The organism is Amycolatopsis sp. WQ 127309, assembly GCF_023023025.1.
Lineage (GTDB): Bacteria > Actinomycetota > Actinomycetes > Mycobacteriales > Pseudonocardiaceae > Amycolatopsis.
Window position 1 is genome coordinate 1,495,513 of the sequence record NZ_CP095481.1, and the last position, 21,211, is coordinate 1,516,723.

18 protein-coding genes, 1 tRNA gene and 1 pseudogene are annotated in these 21,211 nt (G+C 69.3%); 11 read left to right on the forward strand and 9 right to left on the reverse strand.

Features of this window, described 5'->3' with window-relative positions:
- Positions 1 to 61: 61 nt before the first annotated feature.
- The 7 genes from galT to MUY22_RS06540 form a co-directional block, all read right to left on the reverse strand.
- Positions 62 to 1,144 carry a galactose-1-phosphate uridylyltransferase gene (gene galT / locus MUY22_RS06510; protein WP_247058110.1) on the reverse strand — a complete coding sequence of 361 codons (1,083 nt, stop codon included), beginning with the start codon at positions 1,142 to 1,144 and terminating at the stop codon, positions 62 to 64.
- Complete coding sequence (locus MUY22_RS06515) at positions 1,141 to 1,941, reverse strand: DeoR/GlpR family DNA-binding transcription regulator (protein ID WP_247058112.1); 801 nt, start codon at positions 1,939 to 1,941, stop codon at positions 1,141 to 1,143. The genes galT and MUY22_RS06515 overlap by 4 nt, the downstream gene beginning before the upstream one ends.
- Positions 1,942 to 2,041: 100 nt before the next feature.
- Positions 2,042 to 2,242 carry a hypothetical protein gene (locus MUY22_RS06520; RefSeq protein ID WP_247058114.1) on the reverse strand — a complete coding sequence of 67 codons (201 nt, stop codon included), beginning with the start codon at positions 2,240 to 2,242 and terminating at the stop codon, positions 2,042 to 2,044.
- Between the two features lie 286 nt (positions 2,243 to 2,528).
- Positions 2,529 to 3,947: an ATP-binding protein gene (locus MUY22_RS06525; RefSeq protein WP_371827585.1), complete on the reverse strand. Its 1,419-nt coding sequence runs from the start codon at positions 3,945 to 3,947 to the stop codon at positions 2,529 to 2,531.
- Entirely contained in the window at positions 3,944 to 4,636 is a 693-nt protein-coding gene (locus MUY22_RS06530; RefSeq protein WP_247058116.1) for a response regulator transcription factor, read from the reverse strand. The genes MUY22_RS06525 and MUY22_RS06530 overlap by 4 nt, the downstream gene beginning before the upstream one ends.
- Positions 4,637 to 4,704: 68 nt before the next feature.
- Entirely contained in the window at positions 4,705 to 5,313 is a 609-nt protein-coding gene (locus MUY22_RS06535; RefSeq protein WP_247058118.1) for a trimeric intracellular cation channel family protein, read from the reverse strand.
- On the reverse strand, positions 5,314 to 5,967 hold the full coding sequence (locus tag MUY22_RS06540; protein WP_247058120.1) for a response regulator transcription factor: 654 nt from the start codon (positions 5,965 to 5,967) through the stop codon (positions 5,314 to 5,316).
- A gap of 262 nt (positions 5,968 to 6,229) precedes the next feature.
- Between MUY22_RS06540 and MUY22_RS06545 the strand changes: the two genes are divergently transcribed.
- From MUY22_RS06545 to MUY22_RS49445, 8 genes are all read left to right on the forward strand, one after another.
- Positions 6,230 to 6,302 (forward strand) — tRNA-Arg (locus MUY22_RS06545).
- Positions 6,303 to 6,787: 485 nt separating this feature from the next.
- Complete coding sequence (locus tag MUY22_RS06550) at positions 6,788 to 7,753, forward strand: vWA domain-containing protein (protein WP_247058122.1); 966 nt, start codon at positions 6,788 to 6,790, stop codon at positions 7,751 to 7,753.
- Positions 7,750 to 9,324, forward strand: coding sequence for an Hsp70 family protein (locus MUY22_RS06555; protein WP_247058124.1), 1,575 nt, complete (start codon positions 7,750 to 7,752; stop codon positions 9,322 to 9,324). Before MUY22_RS06550 ends, MUY22_RS06555 begins: the two co-directional genes overlap by 4 nt.
- A complete protein-coding gene (locus tag MUY22_RS06560; protein ID WP_247058126.1) occupies positions 9,321 to 11,879 on the forward strand; it encodes a hypothetical protein in 2,559 nt (852 codons plus the stop codon). Before MUY22_RS06555 ends, MUY22_RS06560 begins: the two co-directional genes overlap by 4 nt.
- A 27-nt stretch (positions 11,880 to 11,906) precedes the next feature.
- The gene (locus tag MUY22_RS06565; RefSeq protein ID WP_247058129.1) at positions 11,907 to 13,016 is read left to right on the forward strand and encodes a hypothetical protein; all 1,110 of its coding nucleotides are present in this window, start codon (positions 11,907 to 11,909) and stop codon (positions 13,014 to 13,016) included.
- Positions 13,017 to 13,018: 2 nt separating this feature from the next.
- Positions 13,019 to 15,277, forward strand: a complete 2,259-nt coding sequence (locus tag MUY22_RS06570; protein WP_247058131.1) for a hypothetical protein — start codon at positions 13,019 to 13,021, stop codon at positions 15,275 to 15,277.
- Positions 15,277 to 16,923 (forward strand): hypothetical protein, encoded by a 1,647-nt coding sequence (locus MUY22_RS06575; RefSeq protein WP_247058133.1) that lies wholly within the window; start codon positions 15,277 to 15,279, stop codon positions 16,921 to 16,923. The genes MUY22_RS06570 and MUY22_RS06575 overlap by 1 nt, the downstream gene beginning before the upstream one ends.
- Entirely contained in the window at positions 16,920 to 17,054 is a 135-nt protein-coding gene (locus MUY22_RS49445; protein ID WP_256475619.1) for a hypothetical protein, read from the forward strand. The genes MUY22_RS06575 and MUY22_RS49445 overlap by 4 nt, the downstream gene beginning before the upstream one ends.
- Here the strand turns inward: MUY22_RS49445 and MUY22_RS06580 are convergent.
- Complete coding sequence (locus tag MUY22_RS06580; RefSeq protein WP_247058135.1) at positions 17,051 to 17,545, reverse strand: nucleotide exchange factor GrpE; 495 nt, start codon at positions 17,543 to 17,545, stop codon at positions 17,051 to 17,053. The two genes, MUY22_RS49445 and MUY22_RS06580, sit on opposite strands and share 4 nt — an antisense overlap.
- A 48-nt stretch (positions 17,546 to 17,593) precedes the next feature.
- On the opposite strand from MUY22_RS06580, the gene MUY22_RS06585 reads away from it, so the two are divergent.
- Both MUY22_RS06585 and MUY22_RS06590 read left to right on the forward strand, forming a co-directional pair.
- On the forward strand, positions 17,594 to 18,985 hold the full coding sequence (locus MUY22_RS06585; RefSeq protein ID WP_247058137.1) for a TIR domain-containing protein: 1,392 nt from the start codon (positions 17,594 to 17,596) through the stop codon (positions 18,983 to 18,985).
- Positions 18,982 to 20,427 (forward strand): toll/interleukin-1 receptor domain-containing protein, encoded by a 1,446-nt coding sequence (locus MUY22_RS06590; RefSeq protein ID WP_247058139.1) that lies wholly within the window; start codon positions 18,982 to 18,984, stop codon positions 20,425 to 20,427. The genes MUY22_RS06585 and MUY22_RS06590 overlap by 4 nt, the downstream gene beginning before the upstream one ends.
- 67 nt (positions 20,428 to 20,494) lie before the next feature.
- Here the strand turns inward: MUY22_RS06590 and MUY22_RS06595 are convergent, their stop codons facing one another.
- Entirely contained in the window at positions 20,495 to 20,875 is a 381-nt protein-coding gene (locus MUY22_RS06595; protein ID WP_247058141.1) for a hypothetical protein, read from the reverse strand.
- A gap of 171 nt (positions 20,876 to 21,046) precedes the next feature.
- On the opposite strand from MUY22_RS06595, the pseudogene MUY22_RS49715 reads away from it, so the two are divergent.
- Positions 21,047 to 21,118: pseudogene (locus MUY22_RS49715) on the forward strand (zinc-ribbon domain-containing protein); the annotation flags it as partial.
- Positions 21,119 to 21,211: the final 93 nt, after the last annotated feature.

Here is a 21,211-nt window from a genome sequence, read left to right on the forward strand (position 1 = left end):
GCGGGACGGTCCTGAGAGGTTCCTGAGCCGAACCTGTGCATCGGAGATGAGTATGGCCGGGTCACCCAGCCGCGCGGAGCCGTTCCGCGATTTGCTCCGGTGTCGCGTCGTTCACCCAGACCGCCATGCCCGATTCGGACCCAGCCAGGTACTTCAGCTTGTCCTTCGCGCGCAACACGGAGAACAGCTCCAGGTGGAGCCAGCCGAGCTCGCGGTCCTGGCGCACCGGCGCCTGGTGCCACGCCGCGATGTAGGGCAACGGCCGGTCGTACAGGGCGTCACAGCGGCGCAGGACGTCCAGGTAGACGTCGGCGAACTCGTCGCGCTCGGCGTCGGTCAGCGCGGGGATGTCCGGAACCTGCCGGTGCGGCACGATCTGCACCTGGACCGGCCAGCGGGCCGCCGGCGGCACGAACGCCGTCCAGTGCTCGCCGGACGCCACGACGCGCGCGCCGGACTTGCGTTCGGCCGCCAGGACGTCGCCGAGCACCGGGCGGCCGTGTTCGGCCTGGTAGGCACGGGCGACGTCGAGCATGCGCGCGGTCCGGGGCGTGACGAACGGGTAGCCGTAGATCTGCCCGTGCGGGTGGGACAGCGTGACGCCGATCTCCTCACCGCGGTTCTCGAACGGGAAGACCTGCTCCACGCCGGGCACTTCGGACAGTCCGGCGGTCCGGTCGGCCCAGGCGTCCACCACGGCCCGCACCTGCTTCGGGGTCAGGCCGGCGAAGGAACCGTCGTGGTTGCTGGTGAAGCAGACGACCTCGCAGCGACCCCGCCCCGGCTTGACCGGCACCAGCCCGAGACCGTCCACAGTGGTCGGTTCGCCGGTCACATCCTCGGCGAAGGACGGAAAGCGGTTCTCGAACACGACGACGTCGTAGTCGCTTTCCGGGATCTCACTGGGTTTGCCGGGCTTGCTCGGACACAGTGGACAGAGGTCGGCCGGCGGCTTGTACGTCCGCGTCTGCCGGTGCGCGGCCATCGCGACCCACTCGTGGGTCAGCGGGTCGAGCCGGATCTCCGACGCGGCCGAAACCGGCGGCAGGTCGCGGGTGTCCTCGGCGACGCGCTCGGGCGCGCCGAGCTGGTCGAAGTAGATGATCTCCCGGCCATCGGCCAGGTGCCGTGACGTGCGCTTCACGCTTCTTCAGCCTCGACTGTCTCCGCCGTCTCGGCGATCATGAGTTCCCCTGCCCTTTCGGCGAGTATTTCCCTGGCTTCGGCGGAAATCCCGTCGTCGGTGACGACGACGTCGGCCTCGTCCAGGTCGGCGATCGTCGAGATGCCGACGGTGCCCCACTTGGTGTGGTCGGCGAGCACGACCAGCTTGCGCCCGGCCTCGACCAGCGCGCGATCGGTCTCGCTCTCGGTCAGGTTCGGCGTCGTGAACCCCGGCCCGTCGGACATCCCGTGCACGCCGAGGAAGACGACGTCGAGGTGCAGCGACCGCAGGCTGTGCACGGCGACCGGCCCGACCAGCGCGTCCGACGGCGTCCGCACGCCGCCGGTGAGCACGACGGTGCGATCCGGCTGCGTCGACCCGCGCAGGACGTCCGCGACCTGGATCGAGTTGGTCACGATGGTGAGCCCGGAGATCGCGTCGAGCGCCCGCGCGAGCGTCCATGTGGTGGTGCCGGCGGAGATGCCGATCGCGGTGCCCGGCCGGACGAGGTTCGCCGCGAGCTCGGCGATCGCTTCCTTCTGCGTGCGCTGGCGGACGGACTTGGCCTCGAAACCGGGTTCGTCGGTGCTCTTGCCGACGATCGACGTGGCACCGCCGTAGACTTTCTCGACGAGCCCGCGCCCGGCGAGGACGTCCAGGTCGCGGCGCACCGTCATGTCGGACACGCCCAACCTGGTCACGAGGTCACTGACCCGGACCGCACCGGTCCGGCGTGCCTCTTCCAGGATCACCGCCTGTCGCTGACGCGCCAGCACCGTTCACTCCGTCCCGAGTCGGCTCCCCAACCACACAAAATCCTACACGATTCAACACGGTATCCGCTGAGGCGATCGGGGTGAACTTTGAAACACCAGGTCACAGGCCGGGAGCCAGAAGGGGCAGCAGAACACCCCAGCCGAACAACACCACCACCGGCGACACGAGCGCAACCCGCCGGCCGCGCGGCAACGCGTCGGAGGTGACCAGCGCGGCCAGCACGTAACAGGCCGCGACCATGGCGACGTACACCGCGAGCGGCCAGGTCCACACGTCGCTCAGCGTCGTCGTCAGGGCCAACGCGACCAGCCGGCCCGCCGAGTGCGACCTGCCACGCTCCGCGGACGCGGGCCACCCCCATGACCGCCCAGGCGAACAGGACGGCGGCCAGCACCACGAGCGGGACCAGTACGAACGGGAGGAGGACGCAGCTGCCTCCGGTGCACCAGCCGGTCGTCGGCACCTGCGTCACGGTCACCGCCGCGACCACGCCGGCTCCCCCGGCGGCCAGGCATCGACGCAGCAGCATGCGCCGATCCTGGCCGGACACCACGGCGGCCGTCCCGCGAGTTACCCGACTGCGACCTCAGCCGGGCGCGCCCGGCAGCCGGATCGTCATCAGCGCACCGCCCTCCGGCGCCCGCGCGGCGTACACCGCCCCGCCGTGGCGCTCGGCCGCGTGCTTGACGATCGCGAGGCCGAGCCCCGAACCGGGCAGCGTCCGCGCCTCCGACGAGCGGTAGAAGCGGTCGAACACCTTCGGCAGGTCCTCCTCGGCGATGCCCGGGCCGGCGTCCGCCACCTCGACCACCGCCGTGCCGTCGCCGAGCGGGTAGAGCCGCACCCAGACCGTCGCGTCCGGCGGCGAGAACTTCACCGCGTTGTCCAGCAGGTTCAGGACGGCGCGTTCGATCGAGCTGTTGTCCCCGGTGAGCACCCACGGCTGCAGCGAGACGTCGAAGTTGATCTCGCCCGCGCGGCGCCGCGCCCGGTCCAGCGCGCGCTCGACGACGTCCAGCAGCTCGACGCGCTCGAAGCGTTCACGCGGCTCGTCCTGGCGGGCGAGCTCGACGAGGTCGCCGATGAGCTGGGTCAGCTCGTCGAGCTGGCCGCTGATGTCCGCGACGATGTCGACGCGGTCGGCGTCCGGCAGCGGCGGCGCGCCCGGCTTGCTCGCGGCGAGCAGCAGCTCGAGGTTGGTGCGCAACGACGTCAACGGCGTCCGCAGCTCGTGGCCCGCGTCCGCGACCAGCTGGCGCTGCCGCTCCTGCGAGTCCGCGACCGTGCCGAGCATGGTGTTGAACGTCTGGGTGAGGCGGGCCAGCTCGTCGTCACCGCTGACCGGGATCGGCCGCAGGTCGCCGGTCTTGGAGACGCGCTCGGCGGCCGACGTCAGCCGGTCGACCGGGCGCAGGCCGGCGCGCGCGACCGCGGTGCCCGCCGCGGCGGCGACCAGGATGCCCGCGCCGCCGATCAGGAACAGCACCAGCGCGAGCTCGTTCAGCGTGCGCTTGGTCGGGCCCATCGACTGGGCCAGCACGATGGCCTCGCCGTGCCCGGAGGGCAGCGCGACGACCCGGCTGTCCGTGTGGAAGTCCGTCCGCAGCGACTGCGCGGAATCGCCGTTGGCGACGTCGAGCTCCCGCTGGTCGAACGGCGGGGCCGAGCTCGACAGCGGGTAGGTCATCACGGCGTGCTGGACGTCGGGGGCGGCGTTGAGCTGCCCGATCTGCAGGTCCGCGCTCGCCAGGAAGGCGCCGGGGACCTGCCGCAGCTCGGTCTGCACCTGCGGCGAGTTGACCGCCGCCTCGGCGCGCGCGACGAGGCCGTCGTCCAGCTGCTGGTAGAGGTTGCTGCTGACGACCATGTACGCGCCGAGGGAGACCAGCGCGACGGCGCCCGCCACGCAAGCCGCGGCGAGCAGCGTCACCCGGCCGCGCAGGGAGAACCGGCGCGTACCCCAGCGGGTGCCGCGCGGGTCCTCCTCCCCGGGAGGGTCGATCACGGCGGGGTTTCCCTCAGGACGTAACCCACCCCCCGCACCGTGTGGATCAGCCTCGGCTCCGCTTCGGCCTCCGTCTTGCGGCGCAAATAGCCGACGTAGACCTCCAGGGCGTTGCCCGACGTCGGGAAGTCGTAACCCCATACTTCCTCCAGTATCCGGCCCCGCGTGAGGACGTGCTTCGGGTAGGAAAGGAACAGCTCCAGCAGTGCGAACTCGGTCCGGGTCAGGCTGATCTCGCGGCCGCCGCGGCGGACCTCGCGCGTGCCCGGGTCGAGGGTGAGGTCCGCGAAGGACAGTGTCTCGGACGCCTGACCGTTGGGCCCCTCCGGGACGGCGCGGCGCAGCAGCGCGCGCAGCCGGGCGAGCAGCTCCTCGAGCGCGAACGGTTTCGGCAGGTAGTCGTCGGCGCCGGCGTCCAGCCCGGACACCCGGTCCGAGACGGTGTCGCGGGCCGTCAGCACGAGGATCGGCAGGTCGTCGCCGGTGCTGCGCAGGCGGCGGGCGACCTCCAGGCCGTCGAGCCGCGGCATCATGACGTCCAGGACCATCGCGTCCGGCCGGTTGGCGATGATCGCCTCCAGCGCCTGCGCACCGTCGCTGGCCAGCTCGACCTGGTAGCCGTTGAACTCCAGGGACCGCCGGAGCGAATCACGGACGGCGCGGTCGTCGTCCACCACAAGGATGCGCATGGCGACAGTTTTACTCAGCGTGCTGAGACTCGCCTAAGAACACACACAGAACACACAAAGAGTTTCTCTCACTCCGGACCACGCGCGACCGGCGCGTTCCAGTGCCGCCAGAGCGCGACCATCCGCACGGCCACCACGGCCGCGGCCGCCACGACGGTGACCGGCCCCTCGGGCAGTCGCAGAGCGTGACCGACGGCGACGAGCACCGAGCCGGCCAGCGCGGCCACGGCGTAGATCTCCTTCCGCAGGACCAGCGGGATTTCCCGGAGCAGCAGGTCGCGCACGGCGCCACCGCCGATCCCGGTCGTCATGCCGATCAAGCACGCGGCGTAGACGGTCGCGCCGGCGTTGAGCGCGATGGTCGTCCCGGCGGTGGCGAACACGCCGAGCCCGAGCGCGTCGGCGAGCAGCACGCCGCGCCGCAGCCGCGCGACCTGCGGGTGGAAGGCGAACACGACGAGCGCCGTCACCGCGCAGACGGCGAGGTAGGGCCAGTTCCGCAGCGTCGTCGGCGGGTGGATGCCGAGCAGGACGTCCCGGATGACCCCACCGCCGAGCGCGGTGGTGAGCCCGACCACGACGACGCCGAAGACGTCGAGCCGGGCCCGCACGGCGGCCAGCGCCCCGGACGCCGCGAAGGCGACGAGCCCGAGGAACTCCAGCGCCGTGAGCAGCATCTATTGGTCGAGCAGGCCACCGCGGTAGGCCAGCAGCGCGGCCTGCACGCGGTTGGCCGCCCCGATCTTGGAGAGCACGGCGGAGACGTACCCCTTGACGGTGGCCTCGGACAGGTGGAGCCGCCCACCGATCTCGGCGTTGCTGAGACCCTGCCCGATCAACGCGACGACCTCGCGTTCCCGTTCGGACAGCGAGGCGAGCAGCTTGCGAGCCGGCTGAGCAGCGCGTTGTTCGTCCCGGTGCGACTGCACCATCCGCGCGGCCACCCCCGGATCGAGGACGGCGCCGCCTTTGGCCAGGTCACGCACGGCCCGGAGCAACGCGGCGGGGTCGATGTCCTTGAGCAGGAAGCCGTTGGCCCCGAGCCGCAGCGCGAGGCTCACGTATTCGTCGATGTCGAAGGTGGTCAGCATGGCGACGGTGGGCGGATCGGGCAGCGCGAGGATGGCCCGCAGCGCCCGGATGCCATCGTCGGGTGCGCGCATCTTGATGTCGAGAAGGGCCACGTCAGGGTGATAACGGCGGGCGACTTCCACCGCGGATCTGCCGTCGCTCGCCTCGCCCACGATCTCGATGTCCTGGGCCCCGGACATCATCGCGCGCAACCCCGAGCGCACCAGTTCCTCGTCGTCGGCGAACATGAGCTTGATCAACGAAGCCCTCCGCAACAGCCAGTAGGAGGCGGCTCCCCGCGTCCCGTTAACGAAGGTTACCTACTGTTGTTCAGCAGTTCGAAACCAGACACGACCAGGTGAGCTGCTGGTCCGACCAGGTCAGGTGCGGTTAGCCCACCCAGGGCGTGTAGGGCCGCGGTCAGAACCACTCAGTCGGGTGACGACGTAGGTCGGGTTACTCCATCCGTGCCCCTGCGCCAGCGCGTGTCCCGGGCCCGGTACGCTGAGGCTGGCAGTACACGCCCTCGTAGCTCAGGGGATAGAGCACCGCTCTCCTAAAGCGGGTGTCGCAGGTTCGAATCCTGCCGGGGGCACTCCACTCACCAGACTCGCGCGTCGGCGACGACGCTCTTCGAGCGACCCGTGCGGCGGCTTCAAGCCGGCGGAAGATCGCCCGAGTCCAACGTGGCCTCTGGACGCAACCGTCGCACCCGGACCGTTGCCCAAGTACGCGGTTCTCCCTTTGGCCGACGTCGACACTGCCCCGTGAAGAGCGCGTTTCACACCGAGCCGGTCCAATATCCACCCATCGTTCCGCCGACGCGGTGATCACTGAACACCGCCCTCACGTGCGACGTGTCCGGGCCACCATTCACGGCACCGCGGTTAACCGACACCACGTCGACAGGAACGGCGGCGCCGAATGGGCCGCATTCAGGCCAAGCGCCGTTCTGGACAATTACTTGACAGATTTCGAAACTCTCGACGGAAGCACATCGCGACCGCTAGGCTACCGTGCTGCTGAGTCGATCACGGCGAGGGAGCGTTCGCGATTCACCCATCCAAATTCACGACGAGCTTGGTTGCGGCAACGGCCTCGCGACCACGACGTGCTGCTGTCATCTGCGCGGTCGTCCTCTTTTCACTGTTCGGCCAACTTCCTTTCGCCACGGCGCAGACGATCGAGGCGAACCCGCCTTGGCCGGCTCACTGCCCCTTGCGCATCGGCCTGCTCATCGACCAGTCGAGTTCCATGGAACCCAGGTTCGACGAAGTCCGCGAGGCGGCGAGTAACGTCGTCGATGCGCTGCGCGACAAACACTCCGAAGTCTCGATCATCGACTTCGGCACGGACGCCCGAGTCGTCAGGTCAGCGGTCGACATCTCCGATGACGATTCCCGCCACCAGCTGAAAGAGCAGATCGGAGACCTCTCGGCCCACGACGGGGACAACGACGGCGCGACGAACTGGGAAGCGGCGTTCCTCGCCGCGAAAGAGCTCCGGCTCAACGTTGCCGTGCTCATAACCGACGGGTTGCCGAACGTCTACGGAAATCCGGTACAAGAAGGTGACGAAGCCATCCCAGCCGCTATTGCGGCGTCCACCCAGCTGAAACGCGACCACACCCGGGTAGCCGGCGTCGGCATCGACCTGGACCAAGTCGGCGCGCGGAATCTCGCGAGTGTGACGGGCCCGAATGTCGGCCAGGACTATTTCGTCACCGATACCTCCGGGCTGCTGCGGCAGCTCTACGGAATCGTGGCGAGTTCGTGCGGCGTGACCATCGCCGCGCTGCCCCAGCCGGAACCGCCGGTCTTTCCCTGGGGCAAGGTCCTCCTCGGCACGCTCGGCGGGCTCGTGCTCCTCGCTCTTGTCGCGTACGCGCTGCACCGGAGGCGCGGTACGAGCGTCAGACCCGCACCGGCCACTGGGGGCGGCGGGAGCGCCAAGGGCGGCCGCATCGACCATTCCGACCTCACGAAGCGGGTTCGTGGCATCCGGCCCGACGAGCAGAACACCAACCTTCACAAGGACCAACCATGACCCGACCCGTACTCGGCATCGACCTCGGCACCACCTACACGTGCGTCGCGCACCTCGACGAGAACGGTCGAGCCACCGTGTTGCCCAACCAGGAGAGCGAACTCACGACACCGTCCGTCGTGTTCTTCGAGGAGACAGGCAGCGTCACCGTCGGCAAGTTCGCCAAGAACGAGCTGAAGAACCAGGCGGGTCGCGTGGTCGACCTCATCAAGCGGCACATGGGCGAGGACGGCTACACCGTCGAGATCGATGGCGAGGAACGCTACCCCCAGTCGATCTCCGCGGTGATCCTCAAGCAGGTCGTCGAGGATGCGCTCAGCGTCCTCGGTGTCGACGTGCCGGCGGACGGCCCGCTCGCGGACGTCGTCATCACGGTGCCCGCCTACTTCGGCGCGGCCGAGCGCCAAGCCACGCGAGACGCCGGTGAGATGGCCCGCCTGAACGTCGTGAACATCATCAACGAGCCGACCGCGGCCGCCATCGCGTACGGGCTGATCAACCCCGGCGAGGACCGCACCGTGCTGGTGTACGACCTCGGTGGCGGCACGTTCGACGTCACGATCATCAACGTGTCGCAGAGCGAAATCCGCGTGGTCGCGACGGGTGGCGACCACCGGCTCGGCGGCGCGGACTGGGACGACCGCCTCATGGACCTGATCAGCGAGAAGTTCCAGGAGCAGCACCCGGACTCCGACCCGAGAGCCGACCTCGACGCGGCGGGCGCCATCGCGCTGCTCGCCGAGGACGCCAAGAAGGCACTGTCCCGACGGGACACCTACAGCAGCTCGATCGTCGCGCACGGCGAACGCGCCAAGATCGAGATCACCCGCAAGGAACTCGAGGAGTGCACTGCCGACCTGCTCGGCCGGACGCTCGACTTCACGCGCGACGTGCTCGGCCACGCCCGGGAAAAGAGCGTGGACCAGATCCACGAGGTGCTGCTCGTCGGTGGTATGTCGCACTCTCCCGCGGTCAAGCAGCGGCTCGCAGAGGACTTCCCCGACCTGCCGGCGCCGAAGCTCGCCGATCCGGATCAGATCGTCGCGAAGGGCGCGGCCCTCTTCGCCGCGAGCAGCGTGGCCGAGACGGACGGCTCGCCGTCCTCGATGGGCAGCCTGCCGGGTGGCAAGCCGATCCCGAAGATCGTCGACGTCACGTCCAAGGGCTATGGGATCGCCATTGTGCGCGACCCCCGGAACCAGGACGGCGAACGGATCGTCTCGTGGCTGATCCGGCCCAATGACGAGATCCCCGCATCGCCGCGGGGCACGTTCCGCACCGTCGCCCACGGCCAGGAAATGGTGGAGATCGTGGTCTACGAGTCGAAAACCGACGTGTTGAGCATCGAGCTGCCGGACAACCTCGAGCTCGTGAAGGGTGACCTGGTCGGGCTGCCGCCGGACCAGCCCGCCGGTCAGCCGCTCGAAGTCTCGTTCAACCTCCAAGCGGACGGGATCCTGCGGGTCTCCGCGGTCGCGAGCAACGGCAAGGAACTCCGGCTCGAGGCCAAGATCAGTGGTCTGGTGCCGGAGGAGGTGAAGCGGGCCCCGCTGCCCGCGCTCCAGCGGTGAGCGAGTGGCATTTCGACAGCGCCCGCTTCGTCGAAGAAGTGCTCAAGCCGGTGCAAGACGGCTGGCGGCCTGACGAGGACTTCTTCCGCGTGTACCTCTTGCCGCCGGATGTCACCGGCGCCGACGTGGTGCGCACCGCGCTCGCCAAGATCAAAAGCCAGCTCAACAACCGGCAGTACGGCGGGTTCAAGCGGGCGTGCGACCAGCTGCGAGCGCTGCACGAGACGGCGGTGGCGACTCTCACGGACCCGGCGAAGTCGGCGGCGCACCGGGCCGCGGTGTCCGCGCGGACCCGCAAGCTGGGGGGCGGCCTGCAGCAGCGCCTTCGCGGCGCACCTGGCTTGTCCGGGCAACGCGTCGAGTCACTCGTCCGCGAATCGGGAGGCGCGCTGACCCGGACCACGGTCCTGGCGGCGCTCGCGGAGATCGGCGCCCGGCAGCTCGAACCCGTCGAGTTGCCGGCCACGCCCGAGCCGCGCCAGTGGTCCGACACACACCACCTGCTCGTTCAGCTCCAGCACGCCTCGCTGTGGGACTACCTGGCCGGCACGCTCAACGGGACGCGAACTTCCGAGCGCGATCTCGAAGCGCGGCGAAGCAAACTGCGGGTGTCCCGGGATGCTGAGACCACCGCGGAACAGACTCTGCTGAAGAGGATTCAGCAATGGCTCGGCGACGCGTCCTTGATCGCTGTGCTGCGCCACGAACTGCTGTCCGGCCTCGCGGCACAGGTGCCCTACGGCTATTCGGAAGTCGCCGCGGCGGCCGAGGCGGTCGCGGAGCGGCTGGTTGCGTTGGAGCTGCCCGCGGACACGGGCACCACCGCCTACGCGGCCTGGTGCCACTTCACCGACCCGGCGAGTACCGCCCCGGCCTGGCAGGACGACTACCGTTCCGCGGTCCGCGACCTGCGGTTGCGGACCGCGCTCGCCGTGCTGGACGGACAGCCCGGGTTGCCGGACGAGTGGCGGGAACGGCGCTCCGAGCTCGCTGCCCAGCTGACCACGCTCGACACCGAAATCGCGCGGTGCAGGCAGCTCGAACGCCACGACGTGGAGGCGGCCGCAACGGGCTACTACCGGATCCGTGAGCAGCTCTCCGACCACGACCTGGACGTCGCCATCGAACGGTGTGCGCCGGCAGCGCCACCGTCGGCGACCGCGGTCGTGCAGGCCGGCCAGGTCGTCGTGTCGTGGCGACCGAGCCGTGCGCGCGCCGGCCGCATCGGCTACCGCGTCACCCGTGGCAGCACGCTGATCTGCGCCGACACGCGTGACCTCGAGGTGGCCGACGACGACCCGCCGGGCGGCACCCCGTTGAGCTACGAGGTCCGCACGACCCGCGACGGCACTTCGTCGACACGACCGGCACGCACGGCCGCGGTGACGGTGCTGCGCGATGTGCTCGACCTGGTGCTGCGGGGCGAGCCCCACCGGATCGCCGGACGCTGGCGCCTCCCTGCCGGCGCTTCCGGCGCCGTCGTGCGGCGCAACGGAAGTGCGGTGCGCGACGTGCAGTCCTCGACGTTCGAGGACACCGGCGTACGCGCCGGGCGCGCCTACGACTACGTCGTGACGGCGACCTACCGGCTAGCGGACGGAACGATCGCCGAGAGCGATGGCGTGCACGCTTCCGCTCGATGCCAGGAAATTCCCGACGCCGTCACCGATCTGACCGCTGAGGCGGACGGCGACGGGCTGCTGGTGCGGTGGACGGCTCCGGCCCAGGGCGACGTCGAAATCCTGGAGCTGCGCCAAAACGTGGACGCGCCGGCGCAAGAGGTCGTGCCGGTGTCGAAGGCTCGCGCCTACGGCGTGCCGGTTCGCAGTGCGCCCGGCGCCGGGCGGAACTGGCTCCGGGTCGAGCTCGCGGCATCGGCGAGGCGTCAGAAGCTTCTGCCCGTGACCGTGCTGGGCGACCTCGCGGCGATCGGCGCCCCGTGCGCGGTTGACGTCCGGCATGGCACCGTCCGGTCGCTGCGCGTCGATCGGCTCGGCCCGACCGTCCGTCTGACGTGGGAGTGGCCGCCCGGCGCGACCTCGGCGCGGGTGGTGTGGCGCACAGGGACGAAGCCCACCGGTCCGGCCGATCCCGCCGCGTCCAAACTCGACGTGACCCGGGTGACCTACGACAGCCGTGGTGTCTCGGTCCCCGCGCCCGCGGGTGATCACTGGTTCGGTGTGTGCACGTCCCTCGTCGACGGCGAGACGCGCAGCTTCGGACCGATCCTGTTCGGCCAGGGGTCGACGCCGGTGGCGATCCGCTACTCGATCGAACGGGTGCGGTCGTTGCGGCGGACGCGCCGGATCCTCGTGGTGGACGGTGAACCAGGCAGCGGGGTGCCGCCGATCGTCGTGGTGGCCAAGTCGGGACTCCGCCCGCTCGAAGCGAGCGACGGCCACGAACTGGTCACCACCGAAGCCGGTGTCGCGCCGATGCGCGTCGAGTTCACCGTGCCGCCGGACCTGCGGCGGCCCTTGCACATCCGCGCGTTCTCCCGTGACGAACGCGTGCACATGGTGGCCGCCAGCCCCGGCCAGCTCGTACTGACCTGACCATCCCTTCGCGTGCTGGGAACCGGTGTGACCAAAACGAAGTGCCCGTACTGCTGGACGAGCTCCCGGCGCAACGAGCTGCACATGCGGTGCGGGGAGCAGTGCGACCACAAGGGTGAGACCTTCGCAGAAAGGCAGTTGAAGAACGGCCGCTGCCCGCACGGGAAGCTCCCCCAGAGCCGGCGCGTCTGCCCGAGCTGCGGGCGGGAACTCCTGCGTGAGTACCTCGACGGCGCCGGCCGCAACATCGCGGTGATCGGCTCGTCCGACTCCGGTAAGAGCACCTGGGTCGGCGTGCTGATCCACGAGTTCCAGCGTGGCCAGGTGAACGAGCGGTTCACCGGGATGTCGCTCGACCTGCTCGGCGAGGAGTCCCGTGTGCGCTACCGGCGCGACTTCGACACACCGCTGTTCGAAGAAGGCCGTCCGCTCAGGCAGACGGCTTCGGCCCGGGTCACCAGCCCGGAACCGTTGATGTTCAGCCTCCGCTTCCGGCGGCAGGGCATGTTCGGATCGGCGCGCATCGCGCCGGTGGTCACGGTGTTCTACGACACCGCGGGCGAGGACGTCGCCCGCGCCGAAGCAATGGACCAGCTGATCAGCTACCTCGACGCCGCCGAGGGCATCATCCTGCTGCTCGATCCCCTGCAGATGCCCAAGGTCCGTGATCTGGTCGGCGTGAACGGCTCGAAGTCCCGCTACACCGATCAGCTTCACGTGCTGAACCGGCTCGGCGAGCTGCTCCGGGAGCGCAGCTCCGGCCGGGTCGAGCGGCGCCTGCGCACCCCGCTGGCGGTCGCGCTCACCAAGCTGGACCTGCTGCCGGATTCCCTGGCGCCCGAGTCCCCGCTGCGGCAGCCGTCGGGACACATCGGCGTCTACGACGAGGCGGACGGGCTCGACGTGCACGAGGAGGTCCGGGCCTGGCTCGACCAGTGGTACGACCCGGCCTTCGACCGCAGCATCGCCAACACGTTCGAGACCTACCGGTACTTCGGGCTCTCCGCGCTGGGGGCACCGCCGATCGACGGCAAGCACCTCGCGCCGGAAGGCGTGCACCCGTACCGCCTGGAGGACCCCATGTTGTGGCTGCTGGCCCGGTTCGGTGCGATCAGGATGATGAAAGGCAAGCGATGAGCATGCACCAGCTTCACTACACGTCGTGCGAGGACGGCCTCGAGGGCATCCAGGGCTTCCAGATCAGCGCACTGACTCCGGGCGCACCCAAGCAGCTGGTGGACCTCGCGGTGCGGGCCAGCGCCTACGAAGTGGGACCGCAGCTCGCCAACGCCGACGAATCCGATCTCGGCGCCTTCCCCGTGGCCTTCGGGTACGCCCGCACCGGCGGATCCGCCGTGCTGTTCCAGACCCGGTACACGGGCGCGGACTTCACCGGCCGGACCGGCAATTACTTCGCTCACGCGCTCCTGCTCGGCGAGGCCGACCGGGAACTCGGTCGTGCGCTGCCGATCGACATGTGGCGCGGTTCCGTCTGGGTCCACTCGCGACAACGCGGCACCGACCTTCCACCGGTCGACGCGCTCACGCCCGGCAGCGCAACGAGTCCGGCCGACATCCGCCGGTTCCTGTCCGCGCCGGGCGGGGCCGGAGGTCTGGCGCGGGTGATCAGCGCGGTGCAGCGGGTGCTCACCGACGGGCGGGGCCGGGTCGTGCTCGTCGTCCCGGACGACCGGACGGCGGCGCTGTGGCTGGCCGCGCTCTGCCGGTCCTTCCCCCGCGCGCTCGGGGTCGCGATCTCGTTCGTGACCTACACGTCGCGGCCGGAAGATGCCGGCGTGCTCGTCAGCTGCACCACGCCGGACGTGCTGCTCCCGAGCTACGGCGACTTCACCGTCGTCGATCCGCTCGAGACCGGGGCCGAGGAAACCACCCGTTACGCGACGATGATGGCCGCGCTGTGGAGCAGGAGTGATGTCCAGAGCGCGATCATGGCGGCGGACCGCTTGACCTCACCGCTGTCGGCGGGCGAACTGGAAGCCTTTGCCGTGCTGATCGAGTGCGCCGAGGACATTCCGCCCGGCCGCGACGTGCCGGAAGCCCTGCTGCTCGACGCCGTCGCCCTCGCGGTCGAACGCATGCCGGGAACGCTCCCTGCCGACGGCTGGCAACGGCTCGCCGGGCGGCTGCGGGCCGTCGGCGGGCCGGCCGACCTGCGCCGGTGGGCGAATCACCTCGACGCCGCGGACCGCCGCCGGGAACCGGTCTCCGCCGACCTGCTCGGCACGTACTACCTCGCCGCCCTCACGGCGCCTGAGCAGCTCTGGCTACCCCGGCTGGACCCGGCGCAGCTCGACCAGGTCGTGGCCGAAGCCGTCCTCCCGGCGATGACCGATCCGAAGTCGAAGACCGTTCTCGACCGCATGGCCGGGCAGGACGAGTTCCGTGCGGCGACGCTGCGCGTCCTGTCGGCCCGGCTCACCGACCCGCGGCAGATCATCCCGCTGTGCACGTCCCTGACGCCGCATGCCGGTCAGCTCCTCCGCAGGATCGGCGGTCGTGGCCGGGTCGCGCTCCTCGCGGACGTGGTCCTCGCCCGGGAAGGCAAGGAGGACCGGGTCTCGGTGCTGGACAAGGCACTCGACGACCACGAGGTCGACTGGCGACGGCTCGGCGCCGTGCTGTGGCCGGCCGAGGTGTCGCAGGCGGAAGCTGAACGCGCCCTCAGCTCACTGCACCCCGACGTACTGGTCGGCACCGGTCTGCTGAGCCGCATCGTGGCACGAACGCTGGACCAGGCGGCTCGGGGCCAACTGGGACCCGGCGACGCCGGGCTGGTCGACGAGCTGCTCGCCCCGGACCTGGTCGGGTCAATGCGCGCGGAAGAGGCCACGATGCTCGAGACGGCCAAGTTCCTCAGCCTTCTCCAGCACGCCTCCCCGAAGGACGACGCCGAACTTCCCGTGAGCGAAGGGCTGCGGCTGCTGCCCTCCCTGCCGGCGGCGTCCGCGCAGAACCTGCTCGGCGCCCTCGCCGAGTACGTGCTGCGCGCCGACACGCGAACGCACCACAACCTGCTCGAGACGACTCTGCGAGAGACGGGCGGCCGGTTCCTCGAGACGTACGGCGAGCGCGCGAGCGCGCGTCTGGTCAAGGCCGATCCGAACTACGTCGCGTCCGTGATCGTGGTCTGGTGGAGCGTCTCCGACCAGCGGGTCCGCCGCCGGCTCGTCAACGAGACGCTGGTGGCCGCGGTCGCCAGGCGCAAGCCGAAACACCTCGACCGGATCGGCGAGCTGCTCAAGTCGACGGCGGTGCGATCCCGGCTCGACGTCGCCGCGCCCAAGGGCAGCTGGTCCAAGTGGTGGCGCGAGTGGCGGTCGGCACACGAGGCGAACCGGGGGCTGCTGAACCTGCTCGGTCTGCGGAGGCAGCGCTGATGGGATACGTCATCGGGATCGCGATCGCCTTCTGCCTGGTGATCGCCGTGGTCCCTGTGCTCTTCACCGCCTTCCTGTACATCGGCGCGTTGTTCTTCGCGGTGAGCGGGCTGATCGCGTTCACCATCGGGCTCATCGAATTCGTGACAGCGGCGTTCGCCGGCTTCACGCCGTACGGTCCGACGGCGCACCTGCACATCGATCCGGCATCGAGGAAGCCCGGCTCCGATCCCGCTTATCGCAGCTACTACGCCGGACCGATCCTGCTCGACTACCAGAAGGTGCTCATCCAGGCGGTGGGACGGATGTGGGCCAGGGTCGTCGTCGACGACCCGAAGTCACGACCCGATCCGAGGTTTTCCCGGTCGCTCGCTGGCCGGACGTGGAACCGGGCGAGGTTCTCCTCCCTGAACCACGCTGTGACCTACCCACTCGCCGCGATGGTCGTCGTCGGGCTGGTCATGGGTGCCGCAGCCGCCAGTGCCTTCCTCCTCGTGGTGTCTGCGGTGTTCGCGGTCCTGCTGGGTCTTCTCGTGCTCCTCGCCACGGCGACCGCCGGCGCGTCGCAGGTGCTCGAGGTCGGGGCGCTCTGGGTGCGCGGCATCACGATCGAGTGCGGCACCTGCCACGTGCGCGCCACTCGTCCGATCTACCGCTGTCCGGACTGCCAGGCCGAGCACAAGAGGTTACTGCCCGGCATGTCGGGTGTGCTGCACCGCACGTGCCGCTGCGAGACGGTGCTGCCGACCCTGCTCGCGAACGGCAAGGCGAAACTCCCGGCGCAGTGCGCCGAGTGCCGGGCGCAGTTGCCGATCGGGGGGCTGACCGCACCGACCGTGCACATTCCTGTGATCGCCGGACCGACGGCCGGCAAGTCCGTGTACATGTTCTCCGCGGTCAGCCGGTTGATGCTGCTGGACGACGGGTTCGAGTTCGCCGACGAACGGGCGAAGCAGGAGTTCGAGCGCAACCTGCAGCGTGGCGTGCTCGACGACCCGAACCGCGCCCTCAAGACCACGATCACGCGGCCGAGGGCCTACAACGTGTACATCGGCGCGGAAGGCAGCCGGGCACGACGGCTGCTGTACCTCTACGACCCGGCCGGCGAAATCCCCGAAAGCCCCGATCAGCTCGCCGAGTCGCAGTTCCTCAAGCACACCAGCGGTATCGTCTTCGTGATCGACCCGTTCTCGCTGCGTCAGGTGCGTTCCGAGACGGACCGGGCGATCCTCGGCCGGGTGCACGCGTCCAACGCTCTGCCGAAGACGTCGCTGGAGCGCTTTGTGGAGGCTCAGCGCGAGCACCTCGGCGTCAAAGCCGGCGGCCTGCTGAAGATGCCTGTCGCCATCGTGCTGACGAAGGCTGACGCGCTCATCGAATCGACCGGCACGGACCACCCCTACGCGGGACTGCAGCAGGCCGGCCGCGCCGAGCGGGACGCCGCGGTCCGCGAGTGGCTGAACAACGTGGGCCAGCGCGATCTGCTGGCCTCGATCGACAACCAGTTCGCCACGATCGCGTACTTCGTCGTGAGCTACGAGGACGCCCGCGACGTGACCTCGCACCCTTCGGCGGCCGGCGGTGTCGCCAACGACGACCCCGCGGCGCCGGTGCGGTGGCTGATCAACAGGAAGGCCGTGCAATGAGCGGTGTGCCGAAAGCGGTGGCGAACGGCAGGCGCGTGGCCATGGTGATGCTGGTGATCGCCGTGGCACTGGTAGCGCTCGGGGTGATCGTGGTGATCGGTGTCGTGGCGAGCCAGCCGGTCACCGTCTAGCCGCCGGTGGCCACCTTGTACACCACGACCTCGGCGAACCGCACCACGCGCTCATCGCTGCGATACCCGGGCCTGCGCGCCTCGGCGACCCGGCCGTCGAGGGTCTCGTCTTCGGTCACCTGGGTGCCGACGGCACGGTGTTCGTGCCGGTCGAACTCGGCGCCCGCATCAGCCGAGAACGCTTCGACCCCCTGCCGTTCCAGGACCAGGGTCACGTCTTCGACGACGTCGGCGCACAGCCGGGCCGAATCGGCGCCCTCCCGGATCGCGGCCGCTCTGCTCCGCCAGTCATCGGCCAGCTTGATCAGCTCGCGCAGGGCGGGTTGCACGGTAGCCTTGGACCCGGCCCGCCTGAGTTGCTCGTTCTCGGCGTGCAGCCGGTCGACAACCTCGTTCAGGAACTTGCTCTGCGCGTGCAAGCCCGCGAGTTCGGTTCGGATGGCGCTGAGCGCTTCGTCGATGCCGACAGCCGCTTCGGTGTTGTTATCCACCAGAAGAAAAATACTGACAAAAGACCAGGAAATCAAGACGAGAGAAGCATGTCCAGCATATTCATGAGCTACCGCCGAAACCCGCAAGGGACAGCCGTCGCCGCCATAGCCGACGGACTGCAGCGCTATTTCGGAACCGAGGAGGTGTTCATCGACAACGGCATAGTTCCCGGCGATCAATACCCGGATGCCCTCGAGAGCAGGCTCCAAACGTGCACGGTGCTCATCGCGGTGATCCACGAGGGCTGGGGAGACTCTTTCAAAGAACGCCGCCACAAGGATTGGGTGCTGCACGAGATCAGGACCGCGCTGGAACGGCGGATCCACGTGATCCCCGTACCCATCGGGAACGCTTCGATGCCGGAGTGGACCGAACTGCCCGCCGAGATCAGCGAGCTGGCGCACCGGCAAGCGGCACCCGTCGGCCCGGCCACCTACACCACCGACCTGAACAATCTCATCCGCCAGCTCGAGAAGTACGTCGCTCCCGCCACCGCGGCGTCCGAGGATCCCGCGCCACGCAGGAAGCGACTCTGGCTGCGCCTCCTGATCAGCACCATCTCACTGTTCGCGCTGACACCGATCCTCTTCTTCACCGGCGGAGAAACCCTCTGGGAACTGTTCGCGCGTCCCGCCGCCATCTCAGCTGTCATGCTGGCCCTGGCTTCAACACTCGCCACCACCCTCGTGGTCGCGCTCAAACCCCTGACCGACCGGTGGGAAAAGAGCGCGGGAATACAAGGCGTGCGGAAGATGTTCGCCTTGTACTGGATAGCGCCCGCGCTCATCGTTCTCGCGAGCCTCTCCATGAGCATTCACGCCCTCACCGAGGACGACAACCTCAACCTGTGGAAGATCTCCGCCTTCGCCGCGTTCCTCCTGATCGCGTTCTGGGTTCTTTCTTTCTGGTTCCAACGCACAGCGGACCGCGACGAAGAATGGCCACCTCCGGTTACGACCGAGCACGCCGTCTTCCGCCGCGCGGCCCACCGGCTGGAGCAGCGGCTGGTCGACGGCAAGAAGTCGCGAAAGGACTACACGAAGGCCGATCGGCAGGACGCGGAGCTGATCCTTTCGAAGCTCGACGGTGCTCGCAAGGAACTGGATCACCGAGCCCGTGCATCGATGCCGGCGTGGGTCAAGAGTGGATACCGGAGCGAGGCGGTCGCCTATCTCAGCTGGTTCGCCAGCATCGTCGCACTGGAGGTCGTGGCGACCGGGGTGAGCGTGTTCGGCGAGCCGGCACCCAGGCGTTCGCTCCTCGCGGCGGGCCTGACGATCGCGATCGCCGCGATCTTCACCATGGCGGGCCTGTCCGTGAACTGCCTGCTGGACAGGCGGAACTCGCGGCGTTGGAGCTCGGAGATCATGGAGTGGCAGCAAAAGCTCGCAACCATGGTTCACGAGCACGGGGCAACGCCGGGGCGGGGGCGCGGATGAGCGGGAAAGTGTTCGTCAACTACCGGCAGCGGGACGCGGCGGGCAACCTGCTGCCCCACGCGCTGGTGGTCGAGGCGCTCGCGGAGCAGCTATCCGTCTACTTCGGACACGAGGCGGTCTACTTCGACACGACGCTGCGGATCGGTGAGCCCTACCCCGCGGCGCTGCGAGCGCGCCTGCTGGAGACGGATGTGCTGGTGGTGGTCATCCACTCCACCTGGCTTTCGGACCTGGCCGACCGGTCGGGCCGGCCGCGAGACTGGGTGCGCTACGAGATCGCCATCGCGCTCGCGAGCAGTACCCGGCTGGTGCCGGTAGTGCTCACCGGAGCCGGCATGCCGTTGCCTCAGGACCTGCCTCCGGACATCCGCGAACTGGCGCACGCACAGTGCGTCGAACTGCGATTCGGGTCGCTGGCGGCCGGGATGCAGTCCATCGTCGCCGAGACCGAGCTCGTGGTGTCCCCCCAGGCGCCGGAACTGGTGGTGGCGGTCGAGCCATTGCCCGACCGGAGCAGGATCGGCGCGGCCATCGGCGTGTTCCTGCTGTCCATTCTCCTGGGCTGCGCGAACATCGCGGTGCGCTTCGTGCCGTTCCCCGAGTTTTCCGCCGCGTGGAACGCGGCGCTGTTCGCCGGGCTGCTGACGTTCTACCTGGTGCTCATCGTACTCGTCAGCGGGTGCAAGTTCGCCCTCCGCCGCCCGATCGACTGGCTGGACGAGCGGCTCGTCCGGACATCGAGCCGTGCGTTCGTGGTGTTCGGAACGGGCGTGTTCTTCCTGGGCCTGTGCATGGTGGCGCTGATGCTGGTCGCCACCGCCGGGCTCGATGCCGGCACGCTGCTCCTCGTGGTGGCCATCGGCCTGGTCGCCGTGGTGGCCATGGCTGTCGCGTGGCTGCGCAACCAGGCACACACGCCGGACTGGCCCCGGCGTCCCGCCCTAGCCACGCCCTTCTGGGTGCGGCACGCGTGCGTGGAGCTGGAAACCCGGCTCAAGTCGTGGACCGCGCCGCTGACGCTCGCCCAGCAGCGGGACGCCCAGCTGGCCCTCGCCAACATCCGGGGGGCTGTAGCCGCTATGAGCACACCCGAGTCGGCTCGGCTGATCGTATGGTGGCGCAAGCGGAGCCCGTGGGTCACCCTCACCCACGCGGCGCTCATGGCGGCGGCCGTCGTGCTGGCCACCGTCGCGCTGGTGCTCGACTGGGTCGCGGACGGACCGGACGTCCTGAGCGCCCTGTGCTGGCTGGGCGCGATCGTCGTGATCGTCGGCTCCTTCGCCGGGGCGATCGCCTTCGAGCGCGGGGGAGACCGCGGCCAGATCACCACGATCACCACGACGATCCAGGAGCGGCTGGCGTCCTTGGAGAAGCAACTCGCCGTGCTCAGCCGGCCCGGGCTCATCGCCGCACACCGGCTGCGCTCGAACGGAAGAACCTGACGCGCCGACGGGCGCGGGTGTGGCCGAGGACCACACCCCGCGCTCCCCAGCGATCGGTCCACAGGTGTCAGCTGGCCGCGGCGTCAAGGCTCTTGGCCAGCTCGGAAGCCAGCTTGCGCTTCTTCCGCCAGGCCAGCTGCGCGTGGTTCATCATGCCGTAGCGCGTGCTGAACTCCGACGTCCAGATCTCGACGCCGCACCTGCTCATCCCGTCCGGCGAGAACGCGATCGAGACGACGGGAGCGCCGACCCGCAGCTTCTGCCGGTAGTTGAGATCACCTTTCCCGGAAACCTTGGTCCAGGTGACATTGAAACAGGCGGCGACGATTTCTGCCGCGGCCTGTTCGGACATCGCGACCTCGACCGCGACGTGCCGGCGTGCGTCCACTTGGACAAAGATCGCCCAGCACAGCAGAGCGATGACGACGAGCACCCAGAAAACTTCCATTTTTTGTCACCTTTCGCTGACGACTTCGACGTTCTTGCGGCATAGTCGTCCGCAGTCGCCGGATCGTTGCAGGCAAATGACCGGAATTCTCCTCGGAGCTCGTAACGTTATGACACGCGGAACGACTTGAACAGGGAAACCACCAGGATCTATGGCAGAGGTGCGTCGGGCATGACAGCAGAATGCCGGCAATGCGGCGAAAACTTGCGCGACGACGCCAGGTTCTGCGTCGGCTGCGGGGCCGCCGTCCCGCGCCGGGCCGCGGCCCCGGACGACCAGCGGCCGTCGGCCTCGCCACCGCCACCGCCTGCGAGTCCCCGATATCCGTCGCCGCCT

What these genes read in the sequence shown, in the direction of transcription:
- MUY22_RS06530 (WP_247058116.1), bottom strand. Translation starts at nt 4,636, where the DNA reads ATGCGCATCCTTGTGGTGGACGACGACCGCGCCGTCCGTGATTCGCTC.
- MUY22_RS06535 (WP_247058118.1), bottom strand. Translation starts at nt 5,313, where the DNA reads ATGCTGCTCACGGCGCTGGAGTTCCTCGGGCTCGTCGCCTTCGCGGCG.
- MUY22_RS06555 (WP_247058124.1), top strand. Translation starts at nt 7,750, where the DNA reads ATGACCCGACCCGTACTCGGCATCGACCTCGGCACCACCTACACGTGC.
- MUY22_RS06570 (WP_247058131.1), top strand. Translation starts at nt 13,019, where the DNA reads ATGCACCAGCTTCACTACACGTCGTGCGAGGACGGCCTCGAGGGCATC.
- MUY22_RS06575 (WP_247058133.1), top strand. Translation starts at nt 15,277, where the DNA reads ATGGGATACGTCATCGGGATCGCGATCGCCTTCTGCCTGGTGATCGCC.
- MUY22_RS49445 (WP_256475619.1), top strand. Translation starts at nt 16,920, where the DNA reads ATGAGCGGTGTGCCGAAAGCGGTGGCGAACGGCAGGCGCGTGGCCATG.
- MUY22_RS06585 (WP_247058137.1), top strand. Translation starts at nt 17,594, where the DNA reads ATGTCCAGCATATTCATGAGCTACCGCCGAAACCCGCAAGGGACAGCC.
- MUY22_RS06590 (WP_247058139.1), top strand. Translation starts at nt 18,982, where the DNA reads ATGAGCGGGAAAGTGTTCGTCAACTACCGGCAGCGGGACGCGGCGGGC.
- MUY22_RS06595 (WP_247058141.1), bottom strand. Translation starts at nt 20,875, where the DNA reads ATGGAAGTTTTCTGGGTGCTCGTCGTCATCGCTCTGCTGTGCTGGGCG.